This is a genomic window from Mycobacterium sp. E3247 (assembly GCF_001667785.1).
In the GTDB taxonomy this organism is placed as follows: Bacteria; Actinomycetota; Actinomycetes; order Mycobacteriales; family Mycobacteriaceae; genus Mycobacterium.
Genome location: NZ_LZJG01000362.1, coordinates 1 through 15,708, shown reverse-complemented (window position 1 = coordinate 15,708; position 15,708 = coordinate 1). Strand labels below are relative to the sequence as shown.

General features: G+C 69.5%; 18 protein-coding genes. 9 read left to right on the top strand and 9 right to left on the bottom strand.

All coding sequences use genetic code 11. The annotated features are described in order from the left end of the window. The 5 genes from A9X04_RS20095 to A9X04_RS20075 all read right to left on the bottom strand — a co-directional run. Nucleotides 1–881, bottom strand: an 881-nt coding sequence (locus A9X04_RS20095) for a DUF2252 family protein (protein ID WP_156751845.1), incomplete at its 3' end; no start/stop codon positions are given. Between the two features lie 70 nt (nt 882–951). Beyond that, a complete protein-coding gene (locus tag A9X04_RS20090) occupies nt 952–1,788 on the bottom strand; it encodes an SDR family oxidoreductase (RefSeq protein WP_082972896.1) in 837 nt (278 codons plus the stop codon). A gap of 34 nt (nt 1,789–1,822) precedes the next feature. After that, nucleotides 1,823–3,112 carry a sodium:proton exchanger gene (locus A9X04_RS20085; protein ID WP_067924244.1) on the bottom strand — a complete coding sequence of 430 codons (1,290 nt, stop codon included), beginning with the start codon at nt 3,110–3,112 and terminating at the stop codon, nt 1,823–1,825. Nucleotides 3,113–3,376: 264 nt separating this feature from the next. Further along, a complete protein-coding gene (locus A9X04_RS20080) occupies nt 3,377–4,195 on the bottom strand; it encodes an SDR family NAD(P)-dependent oxidoreductase (protein WP_067924243.1) in 819 nt (272 codons plus the stop codon). Continuing rightward, nucleotides 4,192–4,608, bottom strand: coding sequence for a nuclear transport factor 2 family protein (locus A9X04_RS20075; RefSeq protein WP_067924242.1), 417 nt, complete (start codon nt 4,606–4,608; stop codon nt 4,192–4,194). The genes A9X04_RS20080 and A9X04_RS20075 overlap by 4 nt, the downstream gene beginning before the upstream one ends. A 138-nt stretch (nt 4,609–4,746) precedes the next feature. Between A9X04_RS20075 and A9X04_RS20070 the strand changes: the two genes are divergently transcribed. The 6 genes from A9X04_RS20070 (at nt 4,747) to A9X04_RS31040 (ending at nt 10,064) form a co-directional block, all read left to right on the top strand. Then, nucleotides 4,747–5,610 (top strand): helix-turn-helix domain-containing protein, encoded by an 864-nt coding sequence (locus A9X04_RS20070; protein ID WP_067924241.1) that lies wholly within the window; start codon nt 4,747–4,749, stop codon nt 5,608–5,610. A gap of 9 nt (nt 5,611–5,619) precedes the next feature. Then, on the top strand, nt 5,620–6,549 hold the full coding sequence (locus A9X04_RS32115; RefSeq protein ID WP_067924240.1) for a LysR family transcriptional regulator: 930 nt from the start codon (nt 5,620–5,622) through the stop codon (nt 6,547–6,549). A gap of 112 nt (nt 6,550–6,661) precedes the next feature. Continuing rightward, the gene (locus A9X04_RS20060; protein WP_082975120.1) at nt 6,662–8,050 is read left to right on the top strand and encodes an MmgE/PrpD family protein; all 1,389 of its coding nucleotides are present in this window, start codon (nt 6,662–6,664) and stop codon (nt 8,048–8,050) included. 54 nt (nt 8,051–8,104) lie between these two features. Next, entirely contained in the window at nt 8,105–8,869 is a 765-nt protein-coding gene (locus tag A9X04_RS20055; RefSeq protein ID WP_067924238.1) for a DUF2127 domain-containing protein, read from the top strand. A gap of 35 nt (nt 8,870–8,904) precedes the next feature. After that, nucleotides 8,905–9,756: an SDR family oxidoreductase gene (locus A9X04_RS20050; RefSeq protein WP_067924237.1), complete on the top strand. Its 852-nt coding sequence runs from the start codon at nt 8,905–8,907 to the stop codon at nt 9,754–9,756. A 143-nt stretch (nt 9,757–9,899) separates the two neighbouring features. Further along, nucleotides 9,900–10,064, top strand: a complete 165-nt coding sequence (locus tag A9X04_RS31040) for a hypothetical protein (RefSeq protein WP_197509250.1) — start codon at nt 9,900–9,902, stop codon at nt 10,062–10,064. Between the two features lie 57 nt (nt 10,065–10,121). Here the strand turns inward: A9X04_RS31040 and A9X04_RS20045 are convergent, their stop codons facing one another. Further along, nucleotides 10,122–10,718: a CGNR zinc finger domain-containing protein gene (locus A9X04_RS20045; protein ID WP_231985771.1), complete on the bottom strand. Its 597-nt coding sequence runs from the start codon at nt 10,716–10,718 to the stop codon at nt 10,122–10,124. 84 nt (nt 10,719–10,802) lie between these two features. On the opposite strand from A9X04_RS20045, the gene A9X04_RS20040 reads away from it, so the two are divergent. Then, nucleotides 10,803–11,498: an SDR family oxidoreductase gene (locus tag A9X04_RS20040; protein WP_067924245.1), complete on the top strand. Its 696-nt coding sequence runs from the start codon at nt 10,803–10,805 to the stop codon at nt 11,496–11,498. A gap of 251 nt (nt 11,499–11,749) precedes the next feature. Beyond that, the gene (locus A9X04_RS20035; protein WP_067924236.1) at nt 11,750–12,208 is read left to right on the top strand and encodes an SRPBCC family protein; all 459 of its coding nucleotides are present in this window, start codon (nt 11,750–11,752) and stop codon (nt 12,206–12,208) included. Between the two features lie 27 nt (nt 12,209–12,235). On the opposite strand, the gene A9X04_RS20030 is transcribed toward A9X04_RS20035, so the two are convergent. From A9X04_RS20030 to A9X04_RS20020, 3 genes are all read right to left on the bottom strand, one after another. Continuing rightward, entirely contained in the window at nt 12,236–12,982 is a 747-nt protein-coding gene (locus tag A9X04_RS20030) for a methyltransferase domain-containing protein (RefSeq protein WP_067924235.1), read from the bottom strand. A 120-nt stretch (nt 12,983–13,102) separates the two neighbouring features. After that, on the bottom strand, nt 13,103–14,479 hold the full coding sequence (locus tag A9X04_RS20025; RefSeq protein WP_067924234.1) for an adenylate/guanylate cyclase domain-containing protein: 1,377 nt from the start codon (nt 14,477–14,479) through the stop codon (nt 13,103–13,105). Between the two features lie 40 nt (nt 14,480–14,519). Next, complete coding sequence (locus tag A9X04_RS20020; RefSeq protein WP_067924233.1) at nt 14,520–15,137, bottom strand: TetR/AcrR family transcriptional regulator; 618 nt, start codon at nt 15,135–15,137, stop codon at nt 14,520–14,522. A gap of 116 nt (nt 15,138–15,253) precedes the next feature. Here A9X04_RS20020 and A9X04_RS20015 point away from each other — a divergent pair. Further along, nucleotides 15,254–15,708: oxygenase MpaB family protein (locus A9X04_RS20015; protein ID WP_156764438.1), on the top strand; the 455-nt coding region annotated here is incomplete at its 3' end.

Sequence of the window (15,708 nt, the reverse complement as noted above, 5' to 3'; positions counted from 1 at the left end):
CGGGTTCCCACGCTGCCGACGCCGACCACCCGCAACGCCACGTCGGTGACGCGGAAGTGCGACAGCAGCAGCGCGATGTCGGCGGGAACGGTGGACAGGTATTCCTGAATCGACTCCATCAGCACGGCTTCGGCGTCCTCGTCGACGTGCTGCAGAACCGGTGGCGCCTCGCGCAGCCGCGTCGTCCCGTCGGCGCCGATCTCGGTGAGCTGCTTGAAGACGCGCGCCGACGTCCGGCTGCGCGCCCGGGACGTCGTCTTCTGGATCACGCCGAGCAGGCCCTTGGACACGGTGCCGGCGTGCCGCTCCGGTTCCACGCGCAGGTAGTAGCGGTCCAGCACGTCCATCGCGAGCATCGCCTGCAGGCTGGTTTGGTAGCCGAGTAACGCCTGCCCGACGCAGCGGCGGATGGCCTTGGCGGGATACCCCGCGTGGCGCCCGCCGATGATCGCGCTGGTAATCAGGCGCTTGACGTCCCATTCCGCCGGGGCGACTGCGGCCTCATCGAAGTCGTTGAGGTCGAACACTATTGAGCGGTGCGGCGCCGCGTACATGCCGAAGTTGGACACGTGGGCGTCTCCGCAACACATCACTTCGATCCCGCTCGACGGGCTGGCGCCCAGGTCGGCGGCCATCACGGCGGCCGAGCCGCGGTAGAACGAGAACGGGTCGGCGAGCATCCGGGCGAACCGCAGCGGGACGAGTTCGCGCAGCCGCCCGGCGTTTTGGGCCACCAGGATTTCGGTGGCGGACTTCTGCGATGGTGTCAGCTGCGCGAGCGTGCGGCGCGGCACCATCTTGCGCAGCGCGCGGCCGCGCGCCTCGTCCTGGTCCGGGACCTCGAGATCGATCAGGCGTTCACGCAGCACCCGTTGCGGCATCCGCTCAGCATAGGTAGCTGTGCCGGGGCCGCGGTGCGCTTTCGACTGCCCGCGAGTCACGCCGTCGCGATCAGCCCGCGGCGGCCACCCTGGCCCGCTCAGCCATCGAGGCGATCACGCCACCGTCGTTGAGGATATCGGTGCCGGTGAGGTAACCCGCCTTGTCGCTGGCGCAGAACGCCAGCAGGTCGGCCATCTCCTCGGGCCGGCCCCACCGCGGGACGGCGGCGTTGGTGACCATCGCTCCGGCGCCGGCCTGTTCCTCGAGCCGGCCCATCTCGGTGTCGATGGAGCCCGGCGACACCGAGACGATGCGCAACCCGCGGGCGTTGAACCGCTCCGCCTGGGACTGGCTATACCACTTGACGAAGCTCTTGCTGACGGCGTAGGCGAGGCCGGGCCGCGCCTCCTCGGGCGCGATGTCGCAGGCCGTCGTCATCGCGGCCATGAACCCGTCGACGTCGCTCAGCGCAAGCGAAAAGCGGTCCACCGGAACCATTTCCGCGGGCAGCAGGTGAGCGGCCATCGATGCCACGTTGACGATCGCCGAGCCCTCGCCGGCCACCGCGTAGAACGCCTCGTTGACGTTGAGCGTGCCGAGCGCGTTGGTCCGCATCACATAGTCGGCCGTGCCCATGCTGGGGCTCACGCCCGCCGTGTGGATGACCGAGGCGAGCGTCCCGAGATTGGTTGCGGTGTCGAGCAGGTCGGCGACCGCCCGCCGGTCGGTCACGTCGCAATCGACGGCCGTGTGCGTCATTCCGAGTTCGTCGAGGGCGGCGGCCGCCGCGGCGAGCCGGTCCCGCCTGACGTCGCACAGGACGACGGTGTGGTCTCGTCCGACGACTTTGGCCGTGGCCAGGCCCATGCCGCCCGCGCCGCCCGTGATCACCGACACTTGATTCATATCTGGACGGTATACGGCGGGTGGCCGCGGGCAGTTAGGGGTCCGGCACCTGATGGTGGGGATGGCCGCTGTGGCGGATTGCCGTGCCGAAGAACGGCGCCCGCACGGTGGCCGCCAGATGCCGCCGGTTTCGGATCAGCGCGACGATGGCCACCGCGGTGTAGGCGCCGCAGAGCAGCAGCCGGCCATGGGTCGAGGCGATGGGGAACTGCACGACGAACAGGCCCAGCAGCGTGCACGCCGCGGCGCGGTGGAACCGCAGCGCCAACAGCAGCGCCACCCCCATCATGGTTTGGGTGGCCGTGAGCAACACTTCCTCCACCTGACGCTGGTCGAGCTGTAGCGAGAATCCGCCGCCGCCCAGCAGGTGGGCGACCGGCAGCGACCCGATCAGCAGCGTCCACTGGTTGACCTTGGAGGAGATCAGGGTGGCGATGGCCGCGGTGCCCTTGCCCCGGGCGGCGAAGATGGTCGCGACGATGAACTCCGGGGCCTCGGAAGCGAGCGGGGCGAGCCATTGAACCAGCAGGAAGCGGTCGATGCCGAGCTCGGTACCCGCGGCGACGAGGTTGTCGGCGAACGGCTTGGCGCACAACAGGATCACCGCGCCGGAGGCCAGGAAGAGCCCGACCACGACGATCCGCCGCCCGCGGTCGGGCAGCTCCCCCAGGGCGGCGGCGGTCCCGATCAGGTCGGGCTCCTCCACGTCGCCGTGGCTCACTTTGTAGAGGTAGAACCCGAACCACGCCAACAGCACCAAGCCCAGACCGAAGTGGATCTGGCCGCTCGCCGGTATCGCGAACGCGATGACGCCGGCGATCAGCAGGAATCCGAGTTCGAGGCGATTGGTCGGTTGCAGCGCCAAGCCGGTGGCCTTCGCGTTGCCGGCCTTGCGCGCCACCACGATGCTGACCAGTACGACGACGGGCCAACCGAGACCCATCAGCAGCCGGTTGGACCCGGTCATGTTGGCGGCGGCGTATTGCGTGTAATCCGCGTTGTGGCCGGACACGTACGCGTAATACAGGTCGACGGCGTACTCGGGCAGCACCGCGATCAGCGCCAGCACCGCGGTCGCCATTCCGCCGGAGACATCGATCTGCGCGGCTTCGGCCGCCCAGGCCAGCAGGAAGCTGGCCGACACCACCGCGGCGCCGAAGGTGATGAGGGCGATGACCGGGTCGGGGTGCAACCCGGCGACGCGGATCACCAGCGCCGGTGCGACGAACGCCGCGGTGATCAGTCCGGACCGGGTCAGGGTGCGACGCCGGGAGCGTTCTGCCGTGGTGACCGCGGCGGGCCTGTCTGTGGCGAGCATCGTCATCCTTCGATACGGAGGGGTGGCGACTGTACCGACGTAGTGAGGTTAGGTTTGCCATGCCGAACCGCCTACCCAAGTTACCCGCGCTGCCCGTCGCCAGCAACGTGGTCGACAGCCGAAGATGGCTCGGCGCTGGCGATCATCTTTGCTGGCCAGGGCGGCGCCAGCGAAAAGTTAGGGCACCCAGATTCCGAAGTTTGGCAAACCTTTGGGCCCGGAATCAGGTTCCTACGCAGTACGACGAGCCGCGGGCGGGCGAGGTTCCCGCTATTTCCCCGGCCCCATGGCGGCGGCCGCGGCCTGGGCGAACAGTGCGACGGCTTGGTTGCGGGTTAGCGAGGCCAACATTTGTTCGGCGGCGCGCATCATGTCGCCGACCATCAGGGTCGGTCCGTTGCCCAGGTTCTCGAAGGCCTCGGCGATGACGTCCGCCACGGCGGCCGCGCCCGGCGGTACCTCGTCGAGCGAACCGATCTGCCCGCGGCTGTGTTCGAGTTGCCGCAGGGCGGGCGTATCGGTCTTCCCCAGGATGAGGCCCAGGACGTCGACCCCCTTGTCGTGCAACTCGGCCCACAGCGCCTCGGCGAAGACCATGTCGAACGCCTTCGACGCGCCGTAGGCCACCATGTTGGCCCCCCCGGCCAGGCCGGCGCCCGACCCGAACAGCACGATCCCGCCGCGCCCCCGCTCGACCATGCCGGCGGCGAAGTGGTGGCACAGCTGCATCGGCACCATGCAGTTGCGTCGCACCAGCGCCTCGGCGGTTTCGATCGGGTTGGCGAGAAACGGCTCGAAGTTCGGGTCGGCCCCCGCGCAGTACGCGAGGAAGCCGATCTCGAGGTCGCCTGTCGCCGCGGCGATCGCCGCCGCCGCACCCGGTTCGGCGAGATCGATGGCGAGGGTCCGCGTGGACGCCGACGTGTCGTCGCGAATCCCGGCCGCGACGTCCTCGAGGACGGCTTGCCGGCGGGCGATGAGCACCACGTTGACGCCGCGCTCGGCGAGGCCGCGGGCGAACGCCGCGCCCACCCCGTCTGAGGCCCCGGCCACCACCGCCCAGGGTCCGTACTTGGCTGCGAACGTCATCCGCCGGCCCCGACCGTCGTCAGGCGCACCTGGGTGTAGCGCCGGCGGGCGATGCGCCACCCGTCGGGGGTGCGCACGATCTCGTCGTCGTAGAAGCCGATCGCGTTGACGCCGGAGTCGTTGTCGGCGGCCATGATCAGGCCGTCGAGATAGGTGCGCGCCGTGGCCGTGTCGCCGTCGACCGTGATCGCCTGGTTGGTCAGCCTGTGCAGCGTGTGTCCCGCCAAGGCGTGCACCTGTGCCATGAAGTCCGTGGCGGCGTCGACGCCGGTCCACGACCCGATCACGCCGTAGTCGAGCTGGCAGTCCGCGGTGAACACCGTGCGAAACAGCGGCCAGTCGCGCCGGTCGATCCCGGTGGCGTAGCGCACCAGCAATTCGGAGATGTCCTGGCGGTCATCACGTTCGGTCATGGCAGGTCTTCACCGCAGCGCGCAACACAGTTACTTTCTCGAATAGTCGATATAGACTCTCGAATGTTCGTCTCACTCTAAAGCGTGCGGCAGGGGAGTCAAGCCATTCGGGGAGCGACGTCTGCGCCGACCGCCCGGGTGCTCGACGTCGTCGAGCTCCTGGCCCGGTCTTCAAACGCGCGGCTGCGGTTCTCCGACATCGTGCGCGAGCTCGATCTCACGCAGGCGACGGCCCACGCGATCCTCAAGACGCTGTGCGACCGGGGGTGGGCCAGCCGCGATCCGGTCGCCAAGACGTTCACGCTGGGCCCCGCGCTGGTCGTCGTGGCGGCGCGCACCGACACCGCCCGGCCGCTCGCGCATGCGGCCCGTTCCGCGGCCCTGCGATTGTCGCGGCAGATCGGCTACGGCTGCTCCGTGGTCGAGCGATTCGGGGATTCGTTGGTGGTCACCGCATTCGAGGGCCAGCCCGCCGCCCCACCGTCCGGAATCCCCGGCGACCGCATCCCCTACGCCCCGCCCTTCGGGGTGGCGCTCGCCGCCTGGGACGACGAGGAGGAACAACGCGCGTGGATCCGCCGTGGCGTCGGCAACAACCCCGATCGCACCCGGCGCCTGGAACGGGTGCTGCAGCACACCCGCGAGCGGGGATTCGACGTCGACTGGACCACGCCCGCGCTCGCCCAGGCGGTGCAGGTGGTCGGCACGTTGGACAGCGCTGAGATGCCCACGCCGGTGCGGCACATCGTGGATCAGTTGCTCGACGAGTTCACCACCATAGGGTTCCTCTCCGACGACAACCCGGGTCGCCGCAAGCAACCCGTGGTGACCATCGCCGCACCGGTTTTCGACGAACGACACGTCGCCCTCATGGTGGCCGTGCACCCGCTGTGTCCGTTGTCGGCGCGGCAGATCCGGGCCATCGGCAAGCAGTTGACCGACGAAACGGCGGCGATCAGCCTGGCCCCGCCTCGACCGGATGGGGTCGGCCGCGCGGTCTAGGCTCCGCCTATGGAACTGCGGCAGTTGCGCTACTTCGTGGCCGTCGCCGAGGAGCTGCACTTCGGCCGGGCCGCGCAACGCGTGCACATCTCCGGACCGGCCCTGTCGCAACAGATCATCGCGCTGGAGCGCGAGCTGGGCGCCGGCCTGTTCGTGCGGGACCGGCGCAGCGTCCGGCTGACCGAGGCCGGACGCACCCTCCTTCCGGACGCGCGCCGGATCCTGTCGCTGGCCGACGACGCCAGGGCCCGGCTGCAGCGGGCGGGCGCGTGCAGCGCGCCGGTGCGCCTGGGCTACGTCAGCTGGCTTCCCGACGACATCACCACCCTGCTGGGGAACGCGGCGGACCTGCGGCTCGACGACTGGGTGCTGCCGTCGCACGCCCAGGCCGACCGGGTGGCCGAGGGCACCCTCGACATCGCGCTGGCGTGGGTCACCGCGAGCCAGGCCGAGGAGCGGGGTCTGACGGCACACCTGCTGCGGACCGAGCCGCTGCACGCCGTCGGCCCGGGCCTCAGCTCGACGGAACCCATTGTGGCACAACGGATCAGCGTGCTCGTAGACGCGGACGAGTCGGCATGGTCATCGTGGAATCGATACGCCAAGGAGTTCGCCGCCGCCACCGGCGCCCGCGTCGTGTCCATCGACGACGGCGGCATCACCGGGGACGCGTTCTACGCCCACGTGCGCAGGATCGGCGCGGCCGTGCTCGCGTCACCGAAGCGCCACACCGTGGCCCTCCCGCCCAGCCTGGGTCAGCGTCCCGTCGCCGAACCGGTGCCGCTCTGGACGTGGTCGCTGCTGCACCGCCGGGACGACGACCGCACCGGGGTGCGCGGCGCCGTGGACGCGCTGCTGGCGGTCGCGCGTGCCCGCGACTGGCCGGCCCCTCCAGCCGTGCCGTGGTGGGCACCGTCCGACGACCCCCACCTGCGGTGAGAACTCGCACCGAACACTGGTAGGAGAGCGGTCCTGGACGGCGGGCCGGCGCTGCGCTTGGGTGAAGATAACGCGGCTCGGGAGGCGAAAAGTCATGGCACACAACCACGTCGTGGACGAGTTGGCCGAATTCGTCGTCGGCGCGCGGCCGACCGACCTGACGGGAGGGCCGCGCGCGCTGATGAAGCGCAACGTCCTCGACAGCATCGCCTGCGCGGTCGGCTCCCTGGACGGCGAACTCGTCGGGACGATCCGCGACCACACCGGCCAGTTCAGCGGCGTCCCCACCGCCACCTTGGTGGGCGGCGGACGCGCATCGGTGGACCAGGCCGCATTTTTCAACGCGGTGCTGGTGCGCTATCCCGACCTGCTCGACACCTATCTGACGGCCGGAGGCCTGTGCCATCCCGCCGACAACTTCGGTGCCGTGCTGGCCGTCGCCGAGCACACCGGCGCCAGCGGAGCCGATTTCCTGTTGGCGCTGGCGGTCGCCTACGAGGTGCAATGCCGGTTCAGTTCCCAGGTGCCGGTGATGGCGCGCGGCCTCAATCATGCGTTGCAGCTGTCGATCTCGGTCGCGGCCGGCACGGCCAAGCTGCTGGGGCTGAGCGTCGAGCAAACCGCCAACGCCATCGCGGCCGCCGCGACCGACAACGTGTCGTTGGCGACGGTGCACGCCGAACCGGTCTCGAATTGGAAGGGCATCTCACCGGCCATCACCGGCATGCGCGCCGTCTACGCGACCATGTTGGCCGCCCGTGGCGTCACCGGGCCGAAGCCGCTGTTCGAGGGCCCGCACGGCCTGGTGCAGCTGTTCGGCCAGCCCATCGACCTCGCGACCGGCGACCGGCGGCTCACCTGCGTGGAACAGACCTACCTCAAGCAGTACTGCTCCCTGATCCACGGGCAGGTGGTCATCGATGCGATCTTGGCCCTGCGCACCGAAAACGACCTGCGCGGTGCGGACGTCGCGCGGGTGACGCTCGACGTCTTCCAGGGCGCATACGACTTCGCCGGCGGGGGAGCCTACGGCGGCAAGGACGACCCGCGCACCAAAGAGCAGGCCGACTACAACCTCAAATACCTCAGTGCGGTGGCGCTGCTCGACGGCGGGGTGGGCCCCGAACAGCTGGAAACCGACCGGGTCCTGCGCGACGACGTACAGGAGCTGTTGACGCGTGTCGCCGTCAAACCCGCCGCCGACCTGACCGCCGACTATCCGCAACGCACGGCGGCGCGGGTGCACCTGGAGACCCGCGACGGACGGGAATTGTCCCGCGAGCAAGCCGATTACGAGGGCTCCCCGACCCGGCCCATGTCGTGGGAACGCGTCGCGGAGAAGTTCGAATGGCTGGCCGAACCCTTCTGCGACGAAACGTTGCGCGCCGAGATCGTCACGGCGGTCGGTCGCCTCGACGAGATCCCCGTGGCCGACCTCGCCGCACTGCTCGGCGCGGCGAGCCCCGTGGCGCAGCGGCCGCGCACCAAGCCCCGGTTCTGACGTGCCGGGCGCGCCCCCTTGCATGGCCTGCTTCCGGCGGTGCGATGATCGGCCATGCGCAAAGATCAGGGCGGTAATCGGTGGGAGTTGGTCACCTGCGCGGTCGCGGGCCACGCCACCTATGCCCCCGACGAGCAGGACCTCGCCGCCCGGCTGAGCGGCACCACCGCACTGGGCGAAGTCTGGCGCTGCCTGCGCTGCGGTGAATTCACCGTGGGCTCACCGCACGGGCGGGGACGCGCCGAAGACGCGCCGATGATCATGCGCGGCAAGGCTTTACGTCAGGCCATCATCATCCGGACCCTCGCGGTCGAGCGCCTGTTCCGGGCGGTGGTGATCGCGCTCGCCGCGTACGCGGTGTGGAAGTTTCGCGGCGCGCGCGGCGCCATCCAGGCCACGCTGGAACGCGACCTGCCGATCTTCCGCGCCGCCGGATTCAAGGTCGATCAGATGACGGTCGTGCACGAACTGGAGAAGGCGCTGGCCGCCAAGCCGTCCACCCTGGCCCTGCTGACCTTGATGCTGGCCGCCTATGCGCTGCTGGAGGTCGTCGAAGGGGTCGGCCTGTGGTTGCTGAAGCGCTGGGGCGAGTACTTCGCGGTGATCGCCACCTCGGTGTTCCTGCCGCTGGAGGTTCACGACCTGTTCAGGGGCATCACGATGACCCGGGCGGTCACCTTCGCCATCAACGTGGCCGCCGTCGTCTACCTGTTGTTCTCCAAGCGGCTGTTCGGCCTGCGGGGCGGCCGCGCCGCCTACGACGAGGAACGGCGCGGCGAGCAGCTGCTCGACGTCGAGAAGGCCGCCGCCGGAACCTGACGCCGGACCCGGCCGCGACTGGTAAGAACAGAGCGATGGGCACTTATGCGGTCACCGGGTCGGCTTCCGGGATGGGCCACGAGACCGCGCAGCGGCTCAAGTCCGACGGACACACCGTGATCGGCGTCGACATCAAAGACGCCGATATCGTCGCGGACCTGTCGACGCCGGCCGGGCGCAAGCGCGCCGCCGACGGGGTGCTGGCGGCCGCGGGCGGCAAGCTCGACGGTGCGGTCCTGGCCGCCGGCCTCGGGCCCAGCCCCGGTCGAGAGCGGCTGCGCCAGATCGGTCAGGTCAACTTCTTCGGCGTCGTCGAGCCGCTGGTCGCCTGGCGGCCGGCCCTGGCCGCGGCCGAATCCGCGAAAGTCGTCGTCGTGGCCAGCAACTCGGCGACGACGGTGCCCCTTGTCCCGGCGCGAGCGGTCAAGGCCTTCCTCGCGCACGACGGCGACAAGGCGCTGCGATCGGTGCGGCCGTTCGGTCCGGCCGCGCCGACCATGATGTATGCGGCGTCGAAGATCGCCGTCGGTCGTTGGGTGCGGCGCCACGCGGTGCTGCCGGAATGGGCGGGCTCGGGAGTGCGCTTGAACGCCCTGGCGCCCGGAGCCATCATGACGCCGTTGCTGGAAGAACAGCTCGCGACGCCGCGGCAGGCCAAGGCCGTCCGGTCGTTCCCGGTCCCGGTGGGTGGCTTCGGCCAGGCGCGGCACATGGCCGACTGGATGTGTTTCATGCTGTCCGAATCGGCCGAATTCCTCTGCGGCAGCGTGATCTTCGTCGACGGCGGGACGGACGCGTATTTCCGCGCCGACGATTGGCCCAAATCGCTGTCCGCGCGTGGCTTGCCGGGCTACCTGCGACGTTTCCGAGGTTGGCGGAAACTGTGACCGCCGTCCCCCGCGCCGGGGGATGTGCGTCGCGCCACAATGCGGCTTTTCGCGGCGTTTACCGCGGCGCGGCGCATCGGTAAAGCGGGCCGGGTGCAATTCAATGAGTCGGCGCACAGGCCGAACAGGGAAGGGTCGAAACCGTGGCAACACTGCCGTCCTGGATCAGCCGGAGCCCTACCAATCTCGATGTGGTGACGCCGATCAAGGCGCGCGCCTGTGACGCGTTGCAGGTGGTGCTGCGCGGCAGCCCACGCCGTGCCCGCCCCACCGTGACGCTCATGCGGCCGGGCATGGAGCGCTGTTGACGGCACCGCGCCCTTGACCCAGCCGTGATCCGGCGCGGCCTCTACTACCGGTACCGCCTACTGTGGCGAAACCGCTGAGGCCGTTGCGCGTTCGCGCCGTCGGGCCCGCGAGGCGCGCAGATTGGCGGCGTTGCCACACGTCTTGACGTCGTGCCACACCCCGCTGTTGTTCTTGGAGCGGTCGTAGAACGTCGACCCACAGCGGTGGTTATGGCACTGCTTGACACGCCGCCAGGTATCGGCCTGCTGGCTCAGCAGGATCTCGCCCCACAGCGCCGAGGCAAGCCAGCGCCAGCCGGCGCCGCTGGGCTCCAACCGCACCGCACCGTCGTCGGAGACCGCGAGGGATGCGGTCACGGTGCTTCGTCCGATGGGCGCCTCGCCGGCCACCAGCGAATCGAGCGTGCCCCGCAGCGCGCGCAGCTTGGTCAGGTCGTTGTCGTCGAGCTCCGGCGGCGGCAACTCCTCGCCGCGGGCGGCCGACCAGTTGCGCACCGCGCCCTCGACCCAGTCGCGCGCGAGGGCGGTGTCGGCGAGCAGGTCGGGGCCATATCCGGCGATCCCCCTCGTGTTGAGGAAATCCTGGACCAGCCCGAGGCCGCCGGGCGCCGGGATGAGGCCGTACCGCTGTGACGCAGTCCATGGAATAGACATAACTAAAAGATACTTGCCTATGTCGTCACCGGCAACTACCGTGACAGAAACAAAATTGGTTTACCTAAGTCAGGAGTGCGGATCATGGTCAACATCAAGGGGTCGACGGTCGTGGTTACCGGCGGACAGCGCGGACTCGGCAAGGCCATCGTGGACGAGTTGTTACAGCGCGGCGCCGCCAAGGTCTACGCCACGGCGCGGGCGCCCAAGCCCATTGCAGACCCGCGGGTGGTCAGCGCCGAGTTGGACGTTACCGATGCGGAATCCGTTGCGGCACTGGCGGCGTCGGCTTCGGACGTGGACATCGTCATCAACAACGCCGGCGTGCTGGGGGCGCGGTCGTTGCTCGACAGCGACATCGACGAGGTGCGTGCGGTGTTCGAGACGAACTACTTCGGGGCGCTGCGGGTCGCGAAGGCGTTCGCGCCGATCCTGGCCGGCAACGGCGGCGGAGCCCTGGTCGACATCGCGTCGATCCTGTCCTGGATGCCCGGCTCCGGCGGGTACGGAGACTCCAAGGCGGCGCTGTGGTCGGCGACCAATTCGCTGCGCATCGAACTCGAGAAGCAGGGCACCCTGGTGGTTGCGGCGCACCTCAGCTTCACCGACACCGACATGACGTCCGGCTTCGACGCCCCGAAGAACGACCCGCGGCAGGTGGCGCGCGCGATCGTCGACGGCATCGAACGCGACGACGCCGAGGTGCTGGCCGACGACGACACCCGCTACGTCAAGGCGGCGTTGTCCGGACCGGTCGAGGCGCTGCCCCGGATGCCGTGAACCGCCCGTACGCATGAAGGTCTGCCCGAAGGCAGATCCCCGTCGTAAGACGGTGGGTCAATCAGGCCCTTGCGGATGGCCTCGCCCAAAAATGGGCTTGCTGCACTTCGGGCAGACCACCGGGTTGCCCCGGCACCCCTACGTTCGCACCGCGCCGCCCCGCCTTCGACGGCCGAAGGTCCCCAATGCTTCGGCCTAAGGTCACCTCGGGGGCGAGGCGGGGCCGGCGGTCGGCGTGTTTGGATAGCGACATGCCTGACATGGAAATCGAAGGCGTCGTGAGCGCCACTCGCGTCATCGCGGCCAGCGCCGCGCGGATCTTCGATCTGATCGCCGATCCCGCCCGCCAGCCGAGCTGGGACGGGAACAACAATCTCGCGTCGGCCGCTCCAGGTCAGCGGGTCCGCGCGGTCGGCGACGTGTTCAAGACGACACTGACGAACGGGGCGGTACGGGAGAACCACGTCGTGGAATTCGTCGAAGGCAGCAAGATCGCCTGGTGTCCAGCCGAACCAAGGAAGCAGCCGCCAGGTCACCTGTGGCGCTGGGAGCTCAGCCCCGTGAACGCCGAACTCACCACGGTGACCCACACCTACGATTGGACCGCGCTGGCCGACCCGACCCGCCTCGAGCGTGCCCGCGCGACGACGCCGGAGATGTTGCGCGAATCCATGGACCGGCTCGCCATGGTCGCCCAAGCGCCCGACTAGGGAGGGCAAGGCCGACCAGCGGCTGAGTCAGCCGTTCTTACCGCGCACCCACTGCACGGTGCCGAAGTTCTTCACCCGCACGCTGACGAACCCGTGATCTTCCAGAATGTCGGCGATCTCGTCGTCGTCGAAGACGTGCGCCCCGACGTTGGGCAGCTTCTGGAAGAACCGGGCGGCCGGGCCGACGGTGGGCACCATGACGGCCAGCCTGCCACCCGGCCGCAGCACCCGCGCCATCTCGCCCAGGGCCGCCGCCGGGTTCGGAACCAGCTGCAACACGGCCGCCGAGACGACGGCGTCGACCGTGCTGTCGCGCAGCGGAAGTCGTTGGGCGTCGGCCTTGATGAAGCCGACCTGCGGCCCCGCTTCGTTGCGGACGGCGCGCGCGAGCATGGCCTCGGAGATGTCGACGCCCAGGGCCAGCCCGTCCGGGCCGGCCGCGCGCGCCAGCGACGCGGTGACGTTGCCCGGGCCCGACCCGACGTCGAGCGCGACACCGCCCGGGGGGATGTTCAGCCACTCGAGAGGGGTTTGCCAGGCGCTGATCAACCGCCGCGACAGGGCCTGGGCGTTGTCGTAGAGCATCGACCCGATCGGTGACGCCCAGGCCGCCTGGATCGGCCCGGTGTTCTTCGCGACGTCGCCGCCGCCGGCGGATTCGCCGCCGAGCAGATCGAGGTACCCCTTGCTGACGTCGGGGTCCGCCGGCGGATCCGCGAGCAGCTCCAGCGCCCGCCGCAGTGCCGGAGGCAGCGAAACGTGCACATCGGTCATGCGTACTCCTTCGCGTGAAAAACCAAGCCGCGCGCCGGAACCCGGCCGGCAAGCCCAGGAGACCGAAGTCCGCTGAGCCCCGATGGCAGCCATTGAACAGGCTAGCCGACCGGAGCGCGGCTACCGCCGGACGATCGCGTGCTCGCGCTGCAGCGAGTACAGCCTCCACTGGCCCGGCACGCCCCTGAGGGCGGCCTCGCCGCGGTCGCCGAAACGGTGCCGGGAGCCGGTGACGATGTCACGCACCGTGGACGACACCAGCACTTCGCCGGGTCCGGCCAGTGCCGCCACCCGCGCGCCGATATGCACCGCCATGCCGGCGACGTCGTTGCCGCGCACCTCCACCTCGCCCGCGTGAATGCCCACCCGCACCTCGATACCGAGCACACGCACCGCGCCGGTGATGGAGTCGGCGCAGGCGATGGCGGCGCTCGGGCTGGTGAAGGTCGCGACGAATCCGTCGCCGGCCGTGTTGACTTCACGCCCGCCGAACCGCTGCAGCTCGTGGCGCACGAGGGTGTCGTGGTTGTCGAGCAGGTCTCGCCACCGGTGGTCGCCGAGCAGCGCGGCTCGCTCGGTGGAGCCGACGATGTCGGTGAACACGATCGTGGTGAGCAGGCGTTCGGCGTCGGAGACGCCGCGCACGCCGGTGATGAATTCCTCGATCTCATCGAGGACGGGGGCGGTGTCGCCGACCCAGTACAGGGCGTCCCGGCCCGGCAGTTCGACCAGGCGTGACCCAGGGATGTGCTCAGCCAGATAGTGTGCGTGCCCGACGGGGCTGAAGTCGGGGTTGTCGCGATGCAGGATCAGTGTCGGCACGGCGACGCGGGGGAGCCGGTCGCGGACATCGCCCTCCCGGATCCTGTTGATGAAGGCGCGCGCCATGCTCGGCGATGCGGCCCGGTTGCCGGCCATGTCCCACCACGAGCGGAACGCGGCGTCACTCGCCACGGAGGGCGCGATGATGCCGAGCATGTCGAACCCCTGCTCGACGGCGTCCGGTTCCATCCCGACCGTCGTGAAGCGATCGGCGTCGTCGAGGTCGGAGCCGATCGGGTAATCCGGACCGCGCAGCGTGCGCGCCGCGCCGTTGGCGATCACCAGGCTGGTCACCCGGTCGGCATGGTCGGTCGCGAGAACCACACCGGCCAGCGACGTGAAACCCGGGGCGAAGATCGTGGCGCGCTCGCATCCCACCGCGTTCATGACCGCGATCGCGTCCTGGGCCCACGATTCCGGGCCGAGCATGTCCAGCGACGCGACGCGCGACGACAGGCCGATGCCGCGCTGGTCGAAGCGGATCACCCGGCAGAACGACGCGAGCCGACGGTGGAACCGGTACATCGACGGCTCGAGGTCGACGCAGTCGATCGGGATCAACGGCCCCGGCAGCACGAGCAGGTCGATCGGGCCATCACCGAACACCTGGTAGGCGATGTCGATCTCGCCGCAACTGGCGTACCGGGTCCGTGGAGCCGCAAAACCCCCAGCCACGTCTTCAGGCTAGTGCAGGCCACCGACATGCCATAGCGGGTCAGCGGCGGATGATCGGGACCAGATAGCGGCCGGCGTATTCGCGGACGGCCGCGGGATCAGACGTGTCGAGGCGTTCGGTGGGGAAGACGATGATGCCCAGCGCGACGCGCAGCAGGATGTCGGCGATGTTGGTCAGGTCGCGGTCGGGGATGTCGGCCCCGCACCGGCGCAGGGTGTGGGCGATGCCGTCGGCGAACTGGCCGATGGGGAAGGCCTGCGATCGGGAGAACATGCCCAGCAGTTCGGGTTCGCTGTCGGCGATCCGCGAATACAGCGGGGAATCGTGGACCAGGCGCACCCCGAGGGCGAACGCCTCGATCACGGCCTGTTGCGGGTCGCAGCCGGCGGTCGCCCGGTCCAGCGTGGTGAAGAACTTTTCGGCCTCGCGCCGCACCACGTGGCCGAACAGGTCGTCCTTGGTTGGAAACCGACGGTAGATGGTGCTGCGGCTGACCCCCGCGCGCGCGGCGACGTCGTCGATGTTGGCCCGTCGCACGCCATACGTCTCGAACACCGCGCGCGCGGTGTCCAGGATGGTGCGGTCGAGGTCGGTGATTTCGCCGAGAGTGCCGCCTGGGGGCACCGCCCGCTTGCGGGGGAGGCTGTGGTTCGGCATGGATCGCGACCCCCACTGCAATCTCGACGCCCGCTTGCTAGGCTGTGACACAAAGATACGGTTTTGTGTCATCGCTTCGCAAGCGCATCGCAGGTCCGAACCGCAGGGAGGGGAGCATGACGGCCCAGAACGACGAGTTGACCCGTTCGACCGCGGGCGCGCGATTTGACACCGGCGTTCGCGAGGCGGTGCCCATGCCGGTCGACGAGCCGGCCGGCGAGGCCGACGACCTGGCGCGGCTGGGGCCCGAGTCGTTGATCTGGAAGTTCTACGGGGACAACCGCACCCAGTTCTTCGGGTTCCAGCGCACCGCCGGCGTCGAGAACTGCATCGAACAGCTCGCCCAGGGCGTGCTCGACCACTCGGTGATCTTCAGCGACATGTTGGGCCGGGCCAAGCGGACCGCGCCGCCGCTGATGAAGACCGTCTACTCCGACGAACCCCGCGAGTGGGGTCGCAAGGTGCGCGACTTCCACAAGACGATCAAGGGGACGATCAGCGACGGCTCGAGATATCACGCACTCAACCCGGAGTTGTTCTACTGGGCGCACGCGACCTTCGTGGACCAGGT

Coding starts and splice junctions, on each gene's coding strand:
- A9X04_RS20090 (WP_082972896.1), bottom strand. CDS start 1,788: ATGAATCAAGTGTCGGTGATCACGGGCGGCGCGGGCGGCATGGGCCTG.
- A9X04_RS20085 (WP_067924244.1), bottom strand. CDS start 3,112: ATGACGATGCTCGCCACAGACAGGCCCGCCGCGGTCACCACGGCAGAA.
- A9X04_RS20080 (WP_067924243.1), bottom strand. CDS start 4,195: ATGACGTTCGCAGCCAAGTACGGACCCTGGGCGGTGGTGGCCGGGGCC.
- A9X04_RS20075 (WP_067924242.1), bottom strand. CDS start 4,608: ATGACCGAACGTGATGACCGCCAGGACATCTCCGAATTGCTGGTGCGC.
- A9X04_RS32115 (WP_067924240.1), top strand. CDS start 5,620: ATGGAACTGCGGCAGTTGCGCTACTTCGTGGCCGTCGCCGAGGAGCTG.
- A9X04_RS20055 (WP_067924238.1), top strand. CDS start 8,105: ATGCGCAAAGATCAGGGCGGTAATCGGTGGGAGTTGGTCACCTGCGCG.
- A9X04_RS20050 (WP_067924237.1), top strand. CDS start 8,905: ATGGGCACTTATGCGGTCACCGGGTCGGCTTCCGGGATGGGCCACGAG.
- A9X04_RS20045 (WP_231985771.1), bottom strand. CDS start 10,718: ATGTCTATTCCATGGACTGCGTCACAGCGGTACGGCCTCATCCCGGCG.
- A9X04_RS20040 (WP_067924245.1), top strand. CDS start 10,803: ATGGTCAACATCAAGGGGTCGACGGTCGTGGTTACCGGCGGACAGCGC.
- A9X04_RS20035 (WP_067924236.1), top strand. CDS start 11,750: ATGCCTGACATGGAAATCGAAGGCGTCGTGAGCGCCACTCGCGTCATC.
- A9X04_RS20030 (WP_067924235.1), bottom strand. CDS start 12,982: ATGACCGATGTGCACGTTTCGCTGCCTCCGGCACTGCGGCGGGCGCTG.
- A9X04_RS20020 (WP_067924233.1), bottom strand. CDS start 15,137: ATGCCGAACCACAGCCTCCCCCGCAAGCGGGCGGTGCCCCCAGGCGGC.